This window comes from Sphingobacterium sp. BS-2 (assembly GCF_046161205.1).
GTDB classification, from domain to species: Bacteria; Bacteroidota; Bacteroidia; order Sphingobacteriales; family Sphingobacteriaceae; genus Sphingobacterium; species Sphingobacterium mizutaii.
The window spans coordinates 79314-94843 of record NZ_JBIXGO010000010.1 but is presented as its reverse complement, the minus strand read 5'-3'; the positions used below and the strand labels follow the sequence as shown (position 1 = coordinate 94843).

14 protein-coding genes are annotated in these 15530 nt (G+C 39.1%); 12 read left to right on the top strand and 2 right to left on the bottom strand.

Annotated features, from left to right (window positions below; genetic code table 11):
• Positions 1-85 precede the first annotated feature (85 nt).
• The 8 genes from ACK2WI_RS03505 to trxB all read left to right on the top strand — a co-directional run bounded on the left by ACK2WI_RS03505 (position 86) and on the right by trxB (position 8211).
• Positions 86-700: a hypothetical protein gene (locus ACK2WI_RS03505; protein ID WP_409149788.1), complete on the top strand. Its 615-nt coding sequence runs from the start codon at positions 86-88 to the stop codon at positions 698-700.
• A gap of 149 nt (positions 701-849) precedes the next feature.
• Positions 850-1773 carry a hypothetical protein gene (locus ACK2WI_RS03500; protein WP_409149787.1) on the top strand — a complete coding sequence of 308 codons (924 nt, stop codon included), beginning with the start codon at positions 850-852 and terminating at the stop codon, positions 1771-1773.
• Between the two features lie 5 nt (positions 1774-1778).
• Positions 1779-3770: a TonB-dependent receptor gene (locus tag ACK2WI_RS03495; protein ID WP_409149786.1), complete on the top strand. Its 1992-nt coding sequence runs from the start codon at positions 1779-1781 to the stop codon at positions 3768-3770.
• Position 3771: 1 nt separating this feature from the next.
• Positions 3772-4149 (top strand): hypothetical protein, encoded by a 378-nt coding sequence (locus tag ACK2WI_RS03490; protein ID WP_409149785.1) that lies wholly within the window; start codon positions 3772-3774, stop codon positions 4147-4149.
• A gap of 65 nt (positions 4150-4214) precedes the next feature.
• A complete protein-coding gene (locus tag ACK2WI_RS03485) occupies positions 4215-5081 on the top strand; it encodes an MbnP family protein (protein ID WP_409149784.1) in 867 nt (288 codons plus the stop codon).
• A gap of 58 nt (positions 5082-5139) precedes the next feature.
• On the top strand, positions 5140-6174 hold the full coding sequence (locus tag ACK2WI_RS03480; protein WP_409149783.1) for a cytochrome c peroxidase: 1035 nt from the start codon (positions 5140-5142) through the stop codon (positions 6172-6174).
• A gap of 104 nt (positions 6175-6278) precedes the next feature.
• Positions 6279-7223 carry a 3'-5' exonuclease gene (locus tag ACK2WI_RS03475; protein ID WP_093095906.1) on the top strand — a complete coding sequence of 315 codons (945 nt, stop codon included), beginning with the start codon at positions 6279-6281 and terminating at the stop codon, positions 7221-7223.
• A gap of 19 nt (positions 7224-7242) precedes the next feature.
• Positions 7243-8211 carry a thioredoxin-disulfide reductase gene (gene trxB / locus ACK2WI_RS03470; RefSeq protein WP_093097732.1) on the top strand — a complete coding sequence of 323 codons (969 nt, stop codon included), beginning with the start codon at positions 7243-7245 and terminating at the stop codon, positions 8209-8211.
• A gap of 937 nt (positions 8212-9148) precedes the next feature.
• Here trxB and ACK2WI_RS03465 read toward each other — a convergent pair.
• The gene (locus ACK2WI_RS03465) at positions 9149-9883 is read right to left on the bottom strand and encodes a DUF3575 domain-containing protein (RefSeq protein WP_409149782.1); all 735 of its coding nucleotides are present in this window, start codon (positions 9881-9883) and stop codon (positions 9149-9151) included.
• Between the two features lie 77 nt (positions 9884-9960).
• Complete coding sequence (locus tag ACK2WI_RS03460; protein WP_093095911.1) at positions 9961-10749, bottom strand: Cof-type HAD-IIB family hydrolase; 789 nt, start codon at positions 10747-10749, stop codon at positions 9961-9963.
• Positions 10750-10895: 146 nt separating this feature from the next.
• Between ACK2WI_RS03460 and ACK2WI_RS03455 the strand changes: the two genes are divergently transcribed.
• The 4 genes from ACK2WI_RS03455 to ACK2WI_RS03440 all read left to right on the top strand — a co-directional run bounded on the left by ACK2WI_RS03455 (position 10896) and on the right by ACK2WI_RS03440 (position 15331).
• Complete coding sequence (locus ACK2WI_RS03455) at positions 10896-12083, top strand: class I SAM-dependent methyltransferase (protein WP_409149781.1); 1188 nt, start codon at positions 10896-10898, stop codon at positions 12081-12083.
• A gap of 178 nt (positions 12084-12261) precedes the next feature.
• Positions 12262-14655, top strand: coding sequence for a phenylalanine--tRNA ligase subunit beta (gene pheT / locus ACK2WI_RS03450; protein ID WP_409149780.1), 2394 nt, complete (start codon positions 12262-12264; stop codon positions 14653-14655).
• A gap of 27 nt (positions 14656-14682) precedes the next feature.
• Positions 14683-14991, top strand: coding sequence for a hypothetical protein (locus ACK2WI_RS03445; RefSeq protein ID WP_093095920.1), 309 nt, complete (start codon positions 14683-14685; stop codon positions 14989-14991).
• Positions 14992-15040: 49 nt separating this feature from the next.
• Positions 15041-15331 carry a cell division protein ZapA gene (locus ACK2WI_RS03440; protein WP_093095922.1) on the top strand — a complete coding sequence of 97 codons (291 nt, stop codon included), beginning with the start codon at positions 15041-15043 and terminating at the stop codon, positions 15329-15331.
• Positions 15332-15530 lie beyond the last annotated feature (199 nt).

Below are 15530 nucleotides of genomic sequence, written 5' to 3'. Positions count from 1 at the left end.
ATTTTTATTTCTCAGGGTGACAGTGTGGGATTAACTGCAGGTACAGAGACTGTACGCCAATGCAATACAACTATTTATTCAAAATATGAAGCGGGCGAATGCGATTCGCCCCTACGGGATTGTGGACAAATATAGTCTAGGAAGCCATATTCATACCATGATCTTGGTCTATCCTCTCATCCCTTCCATCCTGGTTCTACCCAAATCTTGGTCCATCCTCTCATCCCTTCCATCCTGGTTCAAATTCTCCAAAATAATACCTCAATTTTATTATTATGATAGAATCTTTCCTTATCTTTGTGGCATATTTGCTAAAGACAATAACCCAGATTTGAAACTCTTCTTTACATATATCCTTTTAGTGAGCTTGACACTGCAATCTTTTTATCGCAGTATCTTGACTATGGAGTATGAGATTCATCTTCCGGATTACATTGCCAACTGTATCAACAAGAGCCGCCCGGACTTACACTGTAATGGTCAGTGTGTATTGATGCAGAAGATCAGAGACAAAGAGAAAAAAGAGTCCAAAAAGAATTTCGTGGTTTATGAATATAGTTCTCACTATGTCCATAAAGAATTCAGTACATTGATCAAACCTATTACTGTAGAGGAGCCTGTTGAAAAACCGCTTCCGATCTATATTTCTGAATATAGATTCGAATTCAGTAATCCGCTATTCCGTCCTCCGATTGCTTAATCCCTTGCAGTAGGATACCCCTTATTTGAGTTTTATGGATTAATTGACGTCCTAGCGATTTTTTCGTTTGTTGGTCTATATGCGATAGCTTAACTCCATCTTCCTTACTGCCCTTCATTACATTTTAAACAGCAATACCTTTTTACATAATGCAGAAAATAATAGTAATTATTTCGCTGTGCCTATTATTCATATCCTGTACAAAAGAAAAAACAGATTATGAAGCCGAAATCGGTACAGAACAACCTGGACAATTAGAGTTTAAGGAAGCCTATTCATTTGAAAAAAATGGCTTGAAAGTAAGTGTACAAGCTTTGAATGGAACTTTGACCAAAGGCTACAATGAGCTGAGGTTAAAAGTTTACAATAAAGACAACAATGCAGAGATTAATTCTGCAGCCTTAGGTTTCTTGCCCATTTTAAATGATGCTCAAGGCAATCAAGTTTCCTGTCCGCATCGCTATCAATTGGTTTATAACACCGCAGAGAAGTTCTATGCTGCCTATGCCGTATTTACGGAGCTGAGCAGCAATGAAAACAAATGGGATCTGTATTTAAGGTTAAAGGTTGGAAACCAGGAGGTACTGATCAAGGAGCCTATTATGGTAAAGGAGCAGACGAATAAAAACCTGAATATGGTTTCTTTTTTCGGAAATGATGATGAACAATACTTTATTGCCTTATTAGGTCCTAGAGCACCAAAAGTGGCTGAAAACAATTTGCAAGCGGGGATTTACAAGTATAATAAGCCTTCGACTCCTGCAAATGGAACGTTTCCGGATCCAACCCAGTTCAATTATTCTGAGGTCAAAGGCTTTACGCTAAAATTAGATCCAAGGATGCCCGAACCTTCCATGGGTAACCATTCTTCGCCAAACAATAAGGATCTAGTTCAAGGAGAAGATGGATTCTATCATGGGGTAGTGAACTATACCATGACAGGAAACTGGACCTTGAATTTCATTTTCATGAACCAAAATGGAAAGATCCTTAAAGGAACCGAAGTGCCTAAAGATTTTACACCTGGGGTAGAGGGTAAAAAAAGTGAACTGTTCATTGATATTTTATTCTAGAATCTATGCGTAAAATCATATCCATATTCGTGCTTATCCTTATTTCCCTACAATCACAAGCACAGGATACTCTAAAGAATAAAATAGATACGGTTCAAAAGATCGAGGAGGTAAAAGTGACTGGCCTGAGGAAACGTAAGATTGAGACTGAGATGAAAATGGCAGTTTCGGTAGATGAGTTCTTGGCCTCCTCAGATAAAATCAGCTTTATCAAAAGAGGGGCTTATGCATGGGAACCAATGTTGAACAACATGAGTTCGGAGCGATCTACCATTACCATCGATGGGATGCATATTTTTGGTGCCTGTACCGATAAAATGGATCCTATTACTTCTTATGTGGAGAGTAATAATCTGTCTACCATCGATATCAAGTCGGGTCAGGAAGGCAGTATGCACGGTGCAACAGTCTCTGGAAGCATTGACCTGAAACGCAAAAGCAGTGCTTTTGATAGCATTGCGCAATATAAAGGTTCTTATCAAAGTGGTTTTGAATTCAATAATAACCAGTTTTTCAACTTAGGTAACCTTTCCTACAGTAGCAATAAATTTGTTGCTGATGCCAGTGTGGCATATCGTAAAGCTGGGAATTACCAGGACGGGAATAATGACGTGGTCAATCATTCGCAGTACCGGAAGTTCAATAGTTCTCTAGGATTGGCCTATAAGACCAGCGAACTGTCCTCTATCCGTGTAGATGCCATCTTTGACCAAGCTAACGATGTTGGTTTCCCGGCATTACCTATGGATCTATGGCTTTCTAGGGCGATTATTACTTCAGCTGCCTATAAACAATTGTTTGAGGAGGGCATATTTAAGGTCTGGGACACTAAAGTCTATTTCAATGCCATCGAACATTATATGGACGATACCAAAAGACCAGAAAATCTTGTGCATATGGATATGCCGGGTTGGAGCAATACATTTGGTCTGGTCTCTAGCGTGAACATGAAAGAAGGCCGTTACAGTTCGGATATCCAATTGAACGCCTATCAGAACCTTTCGATTGCAGAAATGACCATGTACCCTCAAGACCGTAGCAAGAAAACCATGTTTGCCTACAGTTGGCCTTGGGTAACCAGTCGATTTGCAAGTGTTTCGATGAACAATTCCTATGACTTTACGGAAAATAGCCGGGTAAATTTTGGAGGTTCATTAGGCTATAACTATAACCACTCCAAGTATGTAGAATTTAACTGGATCTTTCATCCAGGTACTCCTCAGGAAAAAAGCAGGATACTTCCTGGCTTGCATGCCAGTTATGACCTAAGCGTAGATAGGTTTAATTTTTCTGTAGGAACAGGTTATGGACAACGCGCACCATCCGTGTCAGAAGGTTATGGTTATTATATCTACAATAGTTTTGACCGCTACGATTATATCGGTAATCCGGACCTGAAAAATGAAATCTCTTACGAAGGAAATGCGAGTGCCGGTTTCAAGACAGAAAGAATGGGGATCGATGCAAAGGTTAACTATTTCTACATTCAAAACTATATCGTAGGAAGGATCTTAAGCTTAGGGAGCCCGATGAACTACCAATCGGTAGGCGTAAAAGGCTATACCTCCTTAGATCATGCTAGGATCTTCAATTTCAGTTTGAATGCAAATTATGATATCCTACCGCATTTGCATTGGAAAGGAAATGTGACTTATGCCCGTGCAACGGATGAAAGAGGGGGAAACCTACCTTTCATCAGACCATTGAGTTATCAGACCTCATTGCATTACATGTACAAGAAGTTTGGCATTCAGACTTCCTTGAACGGTGATATGGAACAGCGCAATTATAGCCCTGAATATGGTGAAGACCTAACAGCAGCTTACCAAGTATGGAATGTCTCAGCTGATTATAGCTTGGCATTTGGCAAATACAAAGCTATGCTGCAGGTGGGCGCTGAAAACCTTTTTAATGAATATTACAGTACCTATGCAGACTGGGGGAATATCCCAAGGATGGGTAGGAATATTTTTACATCCATAAAATTGAGCTTCTAGCATGTTGGTTCGAGTTATAAGTGGTTTGTTAATGCTATTGTCCGTGCTGATTGGTTTTCAGCAGGCCATTATCGTTATGCACTTTAAGCTCAACCAAGAAAGAATTGAGAAGGAATTCTGTGAGAATAAGAATAAACCGGAGTTGCAATGCCACGGCTTGTGTCATTTGAAAAAGCAGTTGGAAGACCAGGAAAGTTCGGAGACCGCAACTGTCAAGAACTACCCGAGGGTTGATATGCTCGTTGTTGCAGATTTTGAATTCATAGTCAATGATTCCGATACGGAGTTGTGTGATGTAATCACAGGCTATCAGGAGGTCTATTATAAGGAACCCTTAAGGGAGATTTTTATTCCACCACCCATATATAGCATAGTTTAAGTTTATATAAGAGAAGTTAATGTTATAAAAATCAAATAATTAAAAATAAATAAGAAATTATTCTAATGAAAAATTCAATTAAATATATTGCTGCTTTACTTGCTGTTTCTTTGTTCGTATCCTGTTCTAAGGATAATGTAGATCCTGTTGCTAATAATATTACTTTACACTTTGACAATACCTTTAAAGGTAAAACCATTGTATTGGGAGATGCCAATAGCAGTACTGCTAGTAAAAACACTTCAGCTGCTGGGCAGGAGCATCAATTCTCAGAAATCAAGTATGTTATCAGTAATATTCGTTTGATCAAAGCAGAAGGTACGGAAATCCCATATAACATTAATGATTTGGATAAAGGGGCAGCTGTTGTCAATCAAGCTAAAGCACAAACCTTGGATTTTGTATTGAGCAATATTCCATCAGGTGAGTACAAACAGATCAAATTTGGTTTAGGCGTAAAACAGGAGTTGAATACCTTGGATGAGACCAAGTTTCCTAACTTTTATAAATCGGCAGGAGCAAATGATACGGAAATGATGTGGGAATGGGGTTCAGGCTACCGTTTCACGAAGCTAGAGGGATTTTATGGTGCAGACCATAAAAAGATGTCTATCCATACTGGAAGTACCGTTGAAGGTAAAGAAGGTGCTTATACCCAAGGAGTAGATGCCTATAGGGAAATCTCTTTGAATCTGACTTCAGTAGCTATTGTAGGTCGTACATCTCCAAAAATCACCATCAATGCTGATTTTGATAAATTATTAAGTGGAAAAACCAATACCATTACTTTGTCTACAGGTACAGGAATGGGTGACAATGCCACTCCGAACATCCATACTGCTGTGCAGATGGTGAAATTCGTAGATAATTTAGGTGGAAATGGAAGCAGCGACCTTTCAGGTATGTTCTCCATTAGCAAGGTAGAAAATTAATACAGTAGAGCCTTTCTTATTCTAGAGTAAGGAAGGCTCTTTCTTTTATTTTTTCAATATGAGAAAGATAAAGTGGTTAGTCGTTCTATTCTTTGTGCTTGGATTTTTGAGTTCCTGTCAAGACAGGGAAGAGATTGAAGAAATTCCATTTGACAATCCTGAATTACCCTTGGAGATCCCTATGGATTTTCCTGCGATGAATTCCTCAGTTCAGGGGAATAAGCCCACCAAGTATGGTGTAGAACTTGGGAAGATGCTTTTTAATGAAAAAAAGTTCAGCGGAAACAACACCATTTCCTGCGCTTCTTGCCACCGGCCTGAAAAGGCATTTGCGGATGAGAATCCAAAATCCATTGGGGTATACAATCGAGTTGGGCTTAGAAATACGCCTCCTGTCCAAAACATGGCTTTTATGAGGCATTATAACTGGGATGGCAATATCCTACAACTGCAGAAACAACCCTTGGTACCAATCATTACGCATGAGGAGATGAATTCATCGATCATGGAGGTCATTGGCAAACTACGGGATGATCCAACCTATAAAGAAATGTTCAGGAAGGCTTTTGGAGATGAGCAAATCACGGCTGACCGAATCTATAAAAGCATCGTTCAATTTGAATATACATTGATCAGTGCAAATAGCAAATATGATAGGGTAATGCACGCTGCCAAGGAGCGTTTTACAGATTCAGAGGAAAGAGGTTTACGATTGTTTGAAGCGAAATGTAAAAGTTGCCATAGCACAGGGCTGTTTACCGACCAGACCTTTCGCAATATTGGGTTTCCAGTAAACCCTGATACCGAAGAGGCGGGAAGGGCAAGGGTGACTGGTGATCCAAAAGATTGGATGAGCTACCGGGTTCCTTCGTTAAGAAATATTGAATTTACTGCGCCTTATGGAAGCTTTGGGCAATTTAAGACTTTAAAAGACGTATTAGATTATATGGACCAAGGAGTTTTGTATGCAGAGAATTTAGATCCTATTTTTAAAGCGAATGGAAATAGGTTACCTATGAATGAAGAAGAGAAAGCAGACATCATCGCTTTCCTGAAAACATTGAGCGATCATTCCTTTGTTGCTCAAAAATAATTGATTTTACATTCAAAACACTTATTGTTGGTTTAATTGGTCTATTGTGAACAATAGATTTTGTATTTTTGTCATATTTGCAAGAGCATAATATTAAATAGATAATGGAGTTAAACTTAAAGCGCCCGTTGGCCTTTTTTGATTTGGAAACTACGGGTGTCCAAGTATCAACAGATAGAATTGTAGAGCTTTCTATATTGAAGGTAAGTCCAGGAGGAAAAGAAGAGACATTGACGATGAAAGTGAATCCTGGGATTCCTATTCCAGCGGAGTCTTCTATGTTTCATGGGATTTATGATGAAGATGTGAAGGACCTGCCGAATTTCCAGGCGAGAGCGAAAGAAGTTGCTGATTTTATTGCTGATGCAGATTTAGCAGGATATAATTCAAATAAGTTTGATGTTCCGATGTTAATGGAAGAGTTTCTACGTGCAGGCGTTGATTTCTCCTTGGACGGAAGATCTTTTGTGGATGTACAGAACATTTTTCACCAGATGGAACAAAGGACACTAAAGGCAGCCTATAAGTTTTATTGCAATGAGAGTCTTGACAATGCCCATACCGCCGAGGCGGATGTGCGAGCAACCTATGAAGTCTTGAAAGCGCAGTTATCTAAATATGAAAATGCAGAATATGAAGATAAGCATGGCGTAGTTTCTACTCCTGTAGTAAATGACGTTGAAGCCTTGCATTCTTTTACCAACTTGAGTAAACCGGTTGATTTTGCAGGACGTTTGGTCTATGATGAAGATGGTGATGCAACGATTAACTTTGGGAAACACAAAGGGAAAAAAGTTGTTGATGTCTTTGATGTAGAGCCGAGCTATTATGCTTGGATGCAAAACGGCGATTTTCCATTGTATACCAAGAAGGTATTGGAAGGGATTTGGAACGAGCATAAAAACAAGAAAAAAGAGGCGAGGGTAAACAATCCTGTTCAGGCAACTCAGCCTAACAAGGAATACAAGAAGCCGGAAAGGAAACCTGAGCCCGGTAAACCCATTACCAATGATATGTTAAAGGGTTTGCAAGATAAATTTAAAAAATAAAGAACCATTCAATATTATGATGAATAAAGAACAAGAGATTGAACGTATTTCCTGTTTAATTATAGGATCAGGACCTGCTGGATACACTGCTGCCATTTACGCTGCACGTGCTGATTTAAAACCTGTTGTTTATACGGGTATGGTTCCGGGAGGACAATTGACCCAAACTACAGAAGTTGATAATTTCCCTGGTTACCCAAAAGGAATCACTGGTCCGGTAATGATGGAAGATTTGCGTGCTCAAGCGGAGCGTTTTGGTACAGATGTACGTTTTGGATATGCTACAAAAGTTGATTTTTCAACTGATGGTGGGATCCATAAGGTAGAGATTGATGGGGTGAAGACCGTTGAGGCTGAAACCGTTATTATCGCTACGGGTGCAACAGCAAAATGGTTAGGATTGGATTCTGAAGAAAAATATAATGGATTTGGTGTATCTGCTTGTGCAGTATGTGATGGATTTTTCTACAAAGGTCAAGATGTTGCCATTGTAGGAGCAGGGGATACAGCTGCAGAAGAAGCGACCTACTTAGCTAAATTATGTAGAAAGGTTTATATGTTGGTTCGCCGTGATGAATTCCGTGCTTCTAAGGCAATGGTTCACCGCGTGAACAATACCGCGAACATTGAAGTTCTGTATAATACCGAAGCAGTAGAGATCTTAGGAGATGGCCAAGTGGTGACCGGAGTACGCGTGATCAATAATCAGACTAAAAACCTTCAAGACCTAGATGTTACAGGGTTCTTTGTGGCGATTGGTCATAAACCGAATACCGAATTGTTCCAAGGTATCTTGGATATGGATGAAACTGGTTATTTGATAACCAAAGCCGATAGTACAGCAACTAATATCCCTGGTGTTTTTGCTTGTGGAGATGTTCAAGACCATGTTTTCCGCCAAGCTATTACAGCTGCAGGAACAGGTTGTATGTCTGCATTAGAAGCGGAACGCTATCTAATGGCGAAGGAAGACGTAGTTCTTTCTTAAGGTAGACAATAGACATAAGATCATTTGTTTCGCCGATTGAAAGGAAATCTATTAGATTTTATGAATTGGTGTTTTGAAATATTTTACAATGAAGAGCCTTTCTAATTTTTTAGATAGGCTCTTTTTGATATTTGAACCAGGATTAATGGGATAGGAGGATAGACCAAGATCAAACCGATGGTGAGCGGCATCTCGGCTTTGCTCGATATCCGTCGAGATCCGGCACAGGATCATCATCCACGGTAGGCGTATTACATAAGCCCGCTTCTTATTTTGAACATATAATAGGTTAGCACTGGCGTACAGTTCCTGCACCTTCGGTTAATCCCAAACTGTCACCCTGAGAAGGAAAAATTTGAGCTAAATTTATTGGAAAGTGATGACAGCATGTTGGCAATGAAAATAAATTAGCTCTTTTATTTTTTAAATATAGAACCCCTTTTGGGGTTCCATTATTTTAGCTGGCATGGTACGTTAGCCTGGAAGTCGCGCAAAAACGATGTTCGATTAATCGAACATCGTTTTTGCATTACCCCTATATTGTTTACCATCCATGCTAAAATAATTTATCCCCGCTGGGGATGTATGCCGGAAAAAAATATTCTTCTGGAGAGGAAATATAGGTCTAAATATCTAGAAACACAGATTTAACAAACCTGTCATGGTACGCAGGAAGGTTCTGGGAACTTTACAAATAAGATTGCACTGGCGTACAGTTCCTGTACCTTCGGTACACGATGACAAGATCTGTTGGAGGGTAAGCGTACAGATTCTTCACTACCCCTTCAGAATTGGAAATAAACAAAAGCGGAATTCTTGATATTTGCAAGAATTCCGCTTTTGTTTTATTATAATCTTAATTACTCAGCGCCTTGTTTTCTATAAATATTTCAATCTATATAGGCAGGTGCAAAGTTCTTTTGTCTTATGACTACCCTTAAAACCTATATCCGATAGAAAGTCCAGCGCGGATACCTCCCCATGGGCTTTTTGCTTTTAGGGATGCTCCTTGGGCGTCTACCGTGGTTTCAATATCTACAATATCATTCTGTAAATTTTCAAGCTCTTCTCTTAGGTATTGCTGCTCTTGAGGGGAAAGGTCCATTTTACCTGAAATAGTACCACTTGCACCTCCATAATGCGGTCCAAGGATACGAAAATCCATAAACACGGATTTGGCGAGTTTAAATTGAGATCCAATCACAAAACCAAAACCCCAAGTGCCAATACCACCTTTAAGAGGCACAGTTTCTGTATTTCCTTCATCTGTCTCATAAGGATAGTTTGTGGCTATGTTGTACTTGCCATATTTGAAAAAGGGACCCACATAAAAACCTCTGCCACCTGTTCCATTTTTACTGGTGTAGAATCTGAACTCAGGAGAAAAAGTAAAGTGATCTAATGTAGCGTCGGAAGTGAAATTCTCATCTTCAATTAAATCATCAAAATACTTTTTGAAGGGCAGGGAAGATTTAGCTCTAAAACCTACACTAGCATTGACACTCATTTTTGGAGCAACCATACGTTCATACTCGAAAGAAAAGGTTTTGCCAATTAAAGGTAATAGGTTGAACTTTACTGTGTTTTGTTGTGCTGAAGAGAGCTTTGGCGTCAGGCACAGGATGATCGTTAAGGACAGGAAAGTAAGTCCTAGAAAATTTTTTGTTTTCATTTTGAGTTAACTTTTGGTTTTGATTGTCCAAATATATTTAACTGATATGAAACCAACAATACCTAGAATATGGTATTTTATAAAACCGAAAAATATTTTAGCGCATTCCAGATTCCATCATTATCAACATCATCCGTGACATAATTGGCAATTTCTTTAACCTCTGGATTAGCATTGCCCATTGCAACTCCTAACTGTACATGTTTAAGCATGCTGATATCGTTTCCGCCATCACCAAAAGCCATGGTATTTTCCAAAGGGATTCCAAAATGCTTGCAAAATATGTCGATCCCTACCTTTTTGCTTAAGCCTTTTGGGTTCACATCGGCAAATAATGGTGTCCATCGGGAGGCCAGGGAGTTTGGCATGACCGTGTTCATGAAATGCTCTTCCTCTTCTGGTCCAAGAAATATATTGGTTTGCAAAATGCTATTGACGTCTACCTTATCCATATCTACCAATTTAGGTACCGGTAAATTCAAGTGAGCATACATACCTGCAATTTCTGGGGTCACATCGTGGATGGTGATTTCTTGTTCAGACATAAAGGAGAAACTCAGGGGCTGCTCCTTTGCGTAATCGATCACCGATTGAATATCTTGACTGGCAATGGCTTGCTTGAAAAGCACTTCAAAATCATGCGTTAAGCAATATCCGCCGTTGAAGGTAATATAGCCATCAAAATCCAGAAATTTGATATGATCAATACTGTTGATGGACCTGCCTGTAGAAAGGATGGTCTTTATGCCATGGGTCTGTAGGAGGCGAATAGCTTCCACTGTTGACTCAGGAACTTTATGGGTTTTGAAACTTAATAATGTTCCATCAATATCGAAGAATACGGCTTTAATTTTAGGATTTAGCATGCACAAAGGTACGTTAATTGGGGCAATTAGCCTAAACATCAGCTTTGATTTAGACGCTTAAATGACCTATAATATTTGTTTTTGCATATTCTACAAGGGGTTAGTTTCTAAGCAATGAGTATCTTTGCCTTGGAAAAATTATTAATATGTCAATACTCAAGGATTTTTTAGGGGAGATGGAAGGGATGGTCCTAAAGAAAGAGCTTCAGAAAATTTCTTTAGGTAATTACCGTGGCGAAGACGTTAATTTAAAGAATATCTATATAAAGCCGGTGTTAATCAAGCAGGATTTAATGCTTTCATTCGTATATCGTTATCAAACGAAAGATATCACCAAAAATTATTCGATTCATGATGCCATCTTGGAACTGGAAAAGCTAGTTGATTTTAGAGGTTTCAGGTTGCTGAATGCTCAGAAATTAAATGAGAATCTAGTTTTCCAGATGAACAAGAAAGGTGAATGGCGCCTGCAAAAAGAAGTTGTCGCGAATAGAAAGGAACAATCACTATCTCACGATAAGTTGAAAGAACGAAAAATAGGCGATTCCAGTAAGGCCTATTTGCATAAGTTGAACCTAACAGATGCTGAGGGCAAAGTGTTCAAGAATGCTCAGGATAAATGGAAGCAAATCAATCATTATATAGAATTGTTGAGTACTTCATTAAAAGAACTCCCTGCTAAGGAGAAGATCAAAGTGGTTGATATGGGGGCAGGGAAGGGATATCTAACCTTTGCGCTCTATGATTATATAAAAAACAGTCTGGAAAAAGATGTTGACGGGGTTGGGATAGAATACAGGCAGGATTTGGTTGATTTTTGTAATCAGGTGGCCAAGGAGTCGGGTTTTGATTCCTTAAGCTTTGAGGAAGGCAGTATTGAGGACTATCATCCTTCGGAGGCTATTGATGTGTTGATCGCCTTGCATGCCTGTGATACGGCTACGGATGATGCCATCTACAAAGGGATCCAAAACGATGCTGAGCTGATTGTGGTGGCTCCATGTTGCCATAAGCAGGTCCGAAGGGAACTGGAAGCGGTGAAAGCAAAGAATGATTTGGATTTTATAACCCAATATGGAATATTTTTGGAACGACATGCTGAGATGTTGACCGATAGTATCCGTGCTTTGATCATGGAATATTATGGTTATGAAATGCGGGTCATGCAATTTATTTCGGATCAGCATACACCTAAAAATGTGATGTTGGTCGGTTCTAAGAGGAAAACTGATCCTAAGAAGCAAGCGGAAATCTTAGAAAAGATTAAAAGTTTGAAAGCTTATTTTGGTATCAATTACCAGCACTTAGAGCGATTGTGTGGTCTTGATAAATAAGGCTTTACCTAGTTTGAATTAATATATTTATTTAGATAATAAACAGGCTTTTTGTTTATCGGGAATGGAGCAGCCTAGACGCTGTTCTTTTGGAATTAGGTAAATCCTGATAATAGTCCAAAAAACCTGTGCATTTAGGTCACAAAGTCCTATCTTTGTGTCTTGAAAAATTGTAGCGATGAGAATTTCTTATAATTGGTTAAAGAATTTTATTGATATAAATAAAACCCCAGAGGAGCTTTCCTTAATCTTGACAGATATTGGTTTAGAAGTAGAATCCTTGGAGGTTGAGCAGAGTATTCCGGGAGGTTTGGAAGGATTGGTTGTTGGGGAAGTGATTACTTGTGAGCAACATCCAAATGCTGATAAACTAAAGGTAACTACTGTAAATGTAGGTAAGCCTGAATTATTGAACATAGTATGTGGTGCACCCAATGTGCGCACAGGTTTAAAAGTGATCGTTGCACAGGTTGGTACAACCTGTCACCCTACAGCAGGGGATCCATTTAAAATCACCAAATCTAAAATTCGTGGTGAAGCATCTGAAGGGATGCTATGTGGAGAGGATGAGATTGGCTTAGGAACTTCCCATGCTGGGATCGTTGAGCTATCTGCAGATGCGGAGATTGGCAGTCTAGTGAAATCATACTTCAAGATGGAGGATGATTATTGCTATGAAATTGGTTTGACACCAAACCGTGCCGATGCGGCTTCGCATTTAGGTGTGGCTAGAGATTTAGCAGCTTATTTCAGATCTACCGTAAAAGCCTTGGATTTAGGTTCTTTTCAAACTGTATCCGCTAATGGAACCGCAGTGAAAGTAGAATCTGAAGCTGATGCGCCAAGATATTCAGGTATCAATATCAAGAATATCAAAGTTGGCGAGTCGCCAGAATGGCTAAGAAATAAATTGAGTGCGATTGGGGTTCGTTCGATCAACAATATCGTCGATGTTACCAATTATATCCTTCATGATTTAGGTCAACCTTTGCATGCATTTGACCAGGATAAGATTTCCGGAAATCAAGTGATTGTTAGGAAGGCTAAAGAGGGTGAATTGTTCAAGACTTTGGATGGTGTTGAACGTAAGCTATCTTCTGAGGATCTAGTGATTGCTGATGCCGAGAAACCGATGTGTATCGCAGGGGTTTTCGGTGGTGATTACTCAGGGGTAACAGAAGGAACAACTTCGATTTTCCTAGAGTCGGCATACTTTAACCCAGTTACTGTAAGGAAAACTTCGAAAAGACATGCTTTAAAAACGGATTCATCTTTCCGTTTCGAGCGTGGTACCAATCCAGATATTACCGTAGATGCTTTGAAAAAAGCAGCCATCCTGATTGCAGAGGTAGCTGGTGGAGAAGTGGCTTCAAGTGTTGTGGATCTATATCCAAACCCGATTAAGCCTTTTGAGTTTCCTGTAAGCTATCAGAATATCCAACGTGTCATCGGGAAAGATATTCCAGCGGAAACCATTAGAGAGATCATTTTAAGCTTAGGCATTGAGATCGAAAATGAGACCGAAGAAGGATTTGATGTTAAGGTTCCGGCCTACAAGGTTGATGTTATCCGTGAGATTGATGTGGTAGAAGAGGTTTTGCGTATTTACGGATACAACAATATTGAATTGAAGACCCAGATAAAAGCTTCTTTAAATACTTCGGAGAAACCAGATAAAGAAGTTGTGCTGAACCAGATTGCAGATCTATTGATTGCCAATGGCTATAGGGAGATCTTGGCGAATTCATTGACCAAGGATGATTACTTGGAAAATGCTGAGACCGCGGTGAAGTTATTGAATCCATTGAGCAGTGATTTGGATGTGATGCGTCAGAACTTGTTGTTCTCTGCTTTGATTGCCATCGGATATAATCAAAAACGTAAGAATGCAGATCTTAAGATTTTCGAATACGGAAGATCGTATAACATCGTTGATGACAATTATGTAGAAAAACAATTGTTCTCCATTGCACTTTCAGGCAAGAAAGAAGCAGAGCAATGGAACAATAATTCGAAAGGCGTGAGTTTCTATGATATCAAAGCGGTTGTGGACGATATCATCAAGAGATTGAAAGTAGAAGGTATCCGTATTGAGGATTATGCAGGTACTTACTTTGATTACGGCTTGAGTTATAAAAAAGGAGAGAAGGTCTTGGTATCTTTTGGGGCGGTTTCAAAAGCCAACCTGAAGAAAACAGATGTGGATGGACCGGTATTCTTTGCGCAGTTTGACTGGGATCTGATGATTAAAGTGATTAAGAAAAATAAAATCACCTACAAGGAAGTTTCTAAATTCCCATCCGTAAGACGTGATTTAGCCTTGTTATTGGATGATCAGGTTTCCTTTGAACAATTGCGTTTAATTGCCACAAAGACAGAGAGAAAGTTGTTGAAGGATGTGCAGATTTTTGATGTCTATAAGGGGGATAAATTGCCAGCGGGCAAGAAGTCTTATGCCTTGAGTTTTACGCTTCAGGACGAAGAAAAAACACTTACAGACAAACAAATTGATGCAATTATTCAAAAATTAATTATTAACTTTGAGAAAGAAGTAGGCGCATCAGTGCGCTAAAAATTTATACATTAATTGCGAAATACTATGGCGTCATTATCTTCCCAAATGAATATTATCGTTGAGAAAACGAAAAATCTTATTCAATTGTGTGAAGCCTTGCAAGAGGAGAATGACTTGTTAAAGCTAGAAGTTCAATCATTGCAAGTTGCATTTGATACGAGTTCAGATAAGGTTAAGCAGCTGGAAGACAAGGTGAAAGCCTTGGCGGTTGCCAAAACTTTAGACAATTCGGAGATCGATAAAGACGCTATAAATGAAAAAGTACTTGACACAAAACGAAAAATTAACGATTTTGTGCGAGAAATAGACAAATGTATAAGTCTATTGAAGTAGGATAAGGGAGTAGGAAAATAGACTTATTACGTTATTAAGCTCAAAGAAAATGGGAGAGATTTCCATAAAAATAAATATAGCAGATCGAGTATATCCTTTACGTGTAGAGACGGCGGAGGAAGAGGTGATTAGGTATGCCGCGAAGCTAATAAACGAGAAAATTAAGGAACTGCAGGATAACTATGCGGTTCGTGATAAGCAAGACTTGTTGTCGATGTGTGTATTGCAATATGCCACGGGTATGATCAAGGCCGAGCGGAACAGTCAAAACCAGGATTCTGGTTTAGAAAATTCCATTCATGAACTGGATAATATTCTGACAGATTTCTTCAAAAAATAATACGTTTACGTTCTTAGAATTTAGAGCTTGTAACGACGAATTTGCCGCAATTAAATTCGGGTTGTCACTATTTTAAACTTAACGCTTCAATATCACGAGCAAATTAAAGATATAGGCCATTTTGCGAAAGCCATCTAGGTCATAATCATACGCTCAAATCATGTGTAATCGAAGTTTAATAATACATGGTACCTGATTT

Coding starts and splice junctions, on each gene's coding strand:
- ACK2WI_RS03505 (WP_409149788.1), top strand. CDS start 86: ATGAAGCGGGCGAATGCGATTCGCCCCTACGGGATTGTGGACAAATAT.
- ACK2WI_RS03500 (WP_409149787.1), top strand. CDS start 850: ATGCAGAAAATAATAGTAATTATTTCGCTGTGCCTATTATTCATATCC.
- ACK2WI_RS03495 (WP_409149786.1), top strand. CDS start 1,779: ATGCGTAAAATCATATCCATATTCGTGCTTATCCTTATTTCCCTACAA.
- ACK2WI_RS03490 (WP_409149785.1), top strand. CDS start 3,772: ATGTTGGTTCGAGTTATAAGTGGTTTGTTAATGCTATTGTCCGTGCTG.
- ACK2WI_RS03485 (WP_409149784.1), top strand. CDS start 4,215: ATGAAAAATTCAATTAAATATATTGCTGCTTTACTTGCTGTTTCTTTG.
- ACK2WI_RS03480 (WP_409149783.1), top strand. CDS start 5,140: ATGAGAAAGATAAAGTGGTTAGTCGTTCTATTCTTTGTGCTTGGATTT.
- ACK2WI_RS03475 (WP_093095906.1), top strand. CDS start 6,279: ATGGAGTTAAACTTAAAGCGCCCGTTGGCCTTTTTTGATTTGGAAACT.
- trxB (WP_093097732.1), top strand. CDS start 7,243: ATGAATAAAGAACAAGAGATTGAACGTATTTCCTGTTTAATTATAGGA.
- ACK2WI_RS03465 (WP_409149782.1), bottom strand. CDS start 9,883: ATGAAAACAAAAAATTTTCTAGGACTTACTTTCCTGTCCTTAACGATC.
- ACK2WI_RS03460 (WP_093095911.1), bottom strand. CDS start 10,749: ATGCTAAATCCTAAAATTAAAGCCGTATTCTTCGATATTGATGGAACA.
- ACK2WI_RS03455 (WP_409149781.1), top strand. CDS start 10,896: ATGTCAATACTCAAGGATTTTTTAGGGGAGATGGAAGGGATGGTCCTA.
- pheT (WP_409149780.1), top strand. CDS start 12,262: ATGAGAATTTCTTATAATTGGTTAAAGAATTTTATTGATATAAATAAA.
- ACK2WI_RS03445 (WP_093095920.1), top strand. CDS start 14,683: ATGGCGTCATTATCTTCCCAAATGAATATTATCGTTGAGAAAACGAAA.
- ACK2WI_RS03440 (WP_093095922.1), top strand. CDS start 15,041: ATGGGAGAGATTTCCATAAAAATAAATATAGCAGATCGAGTATATCCT.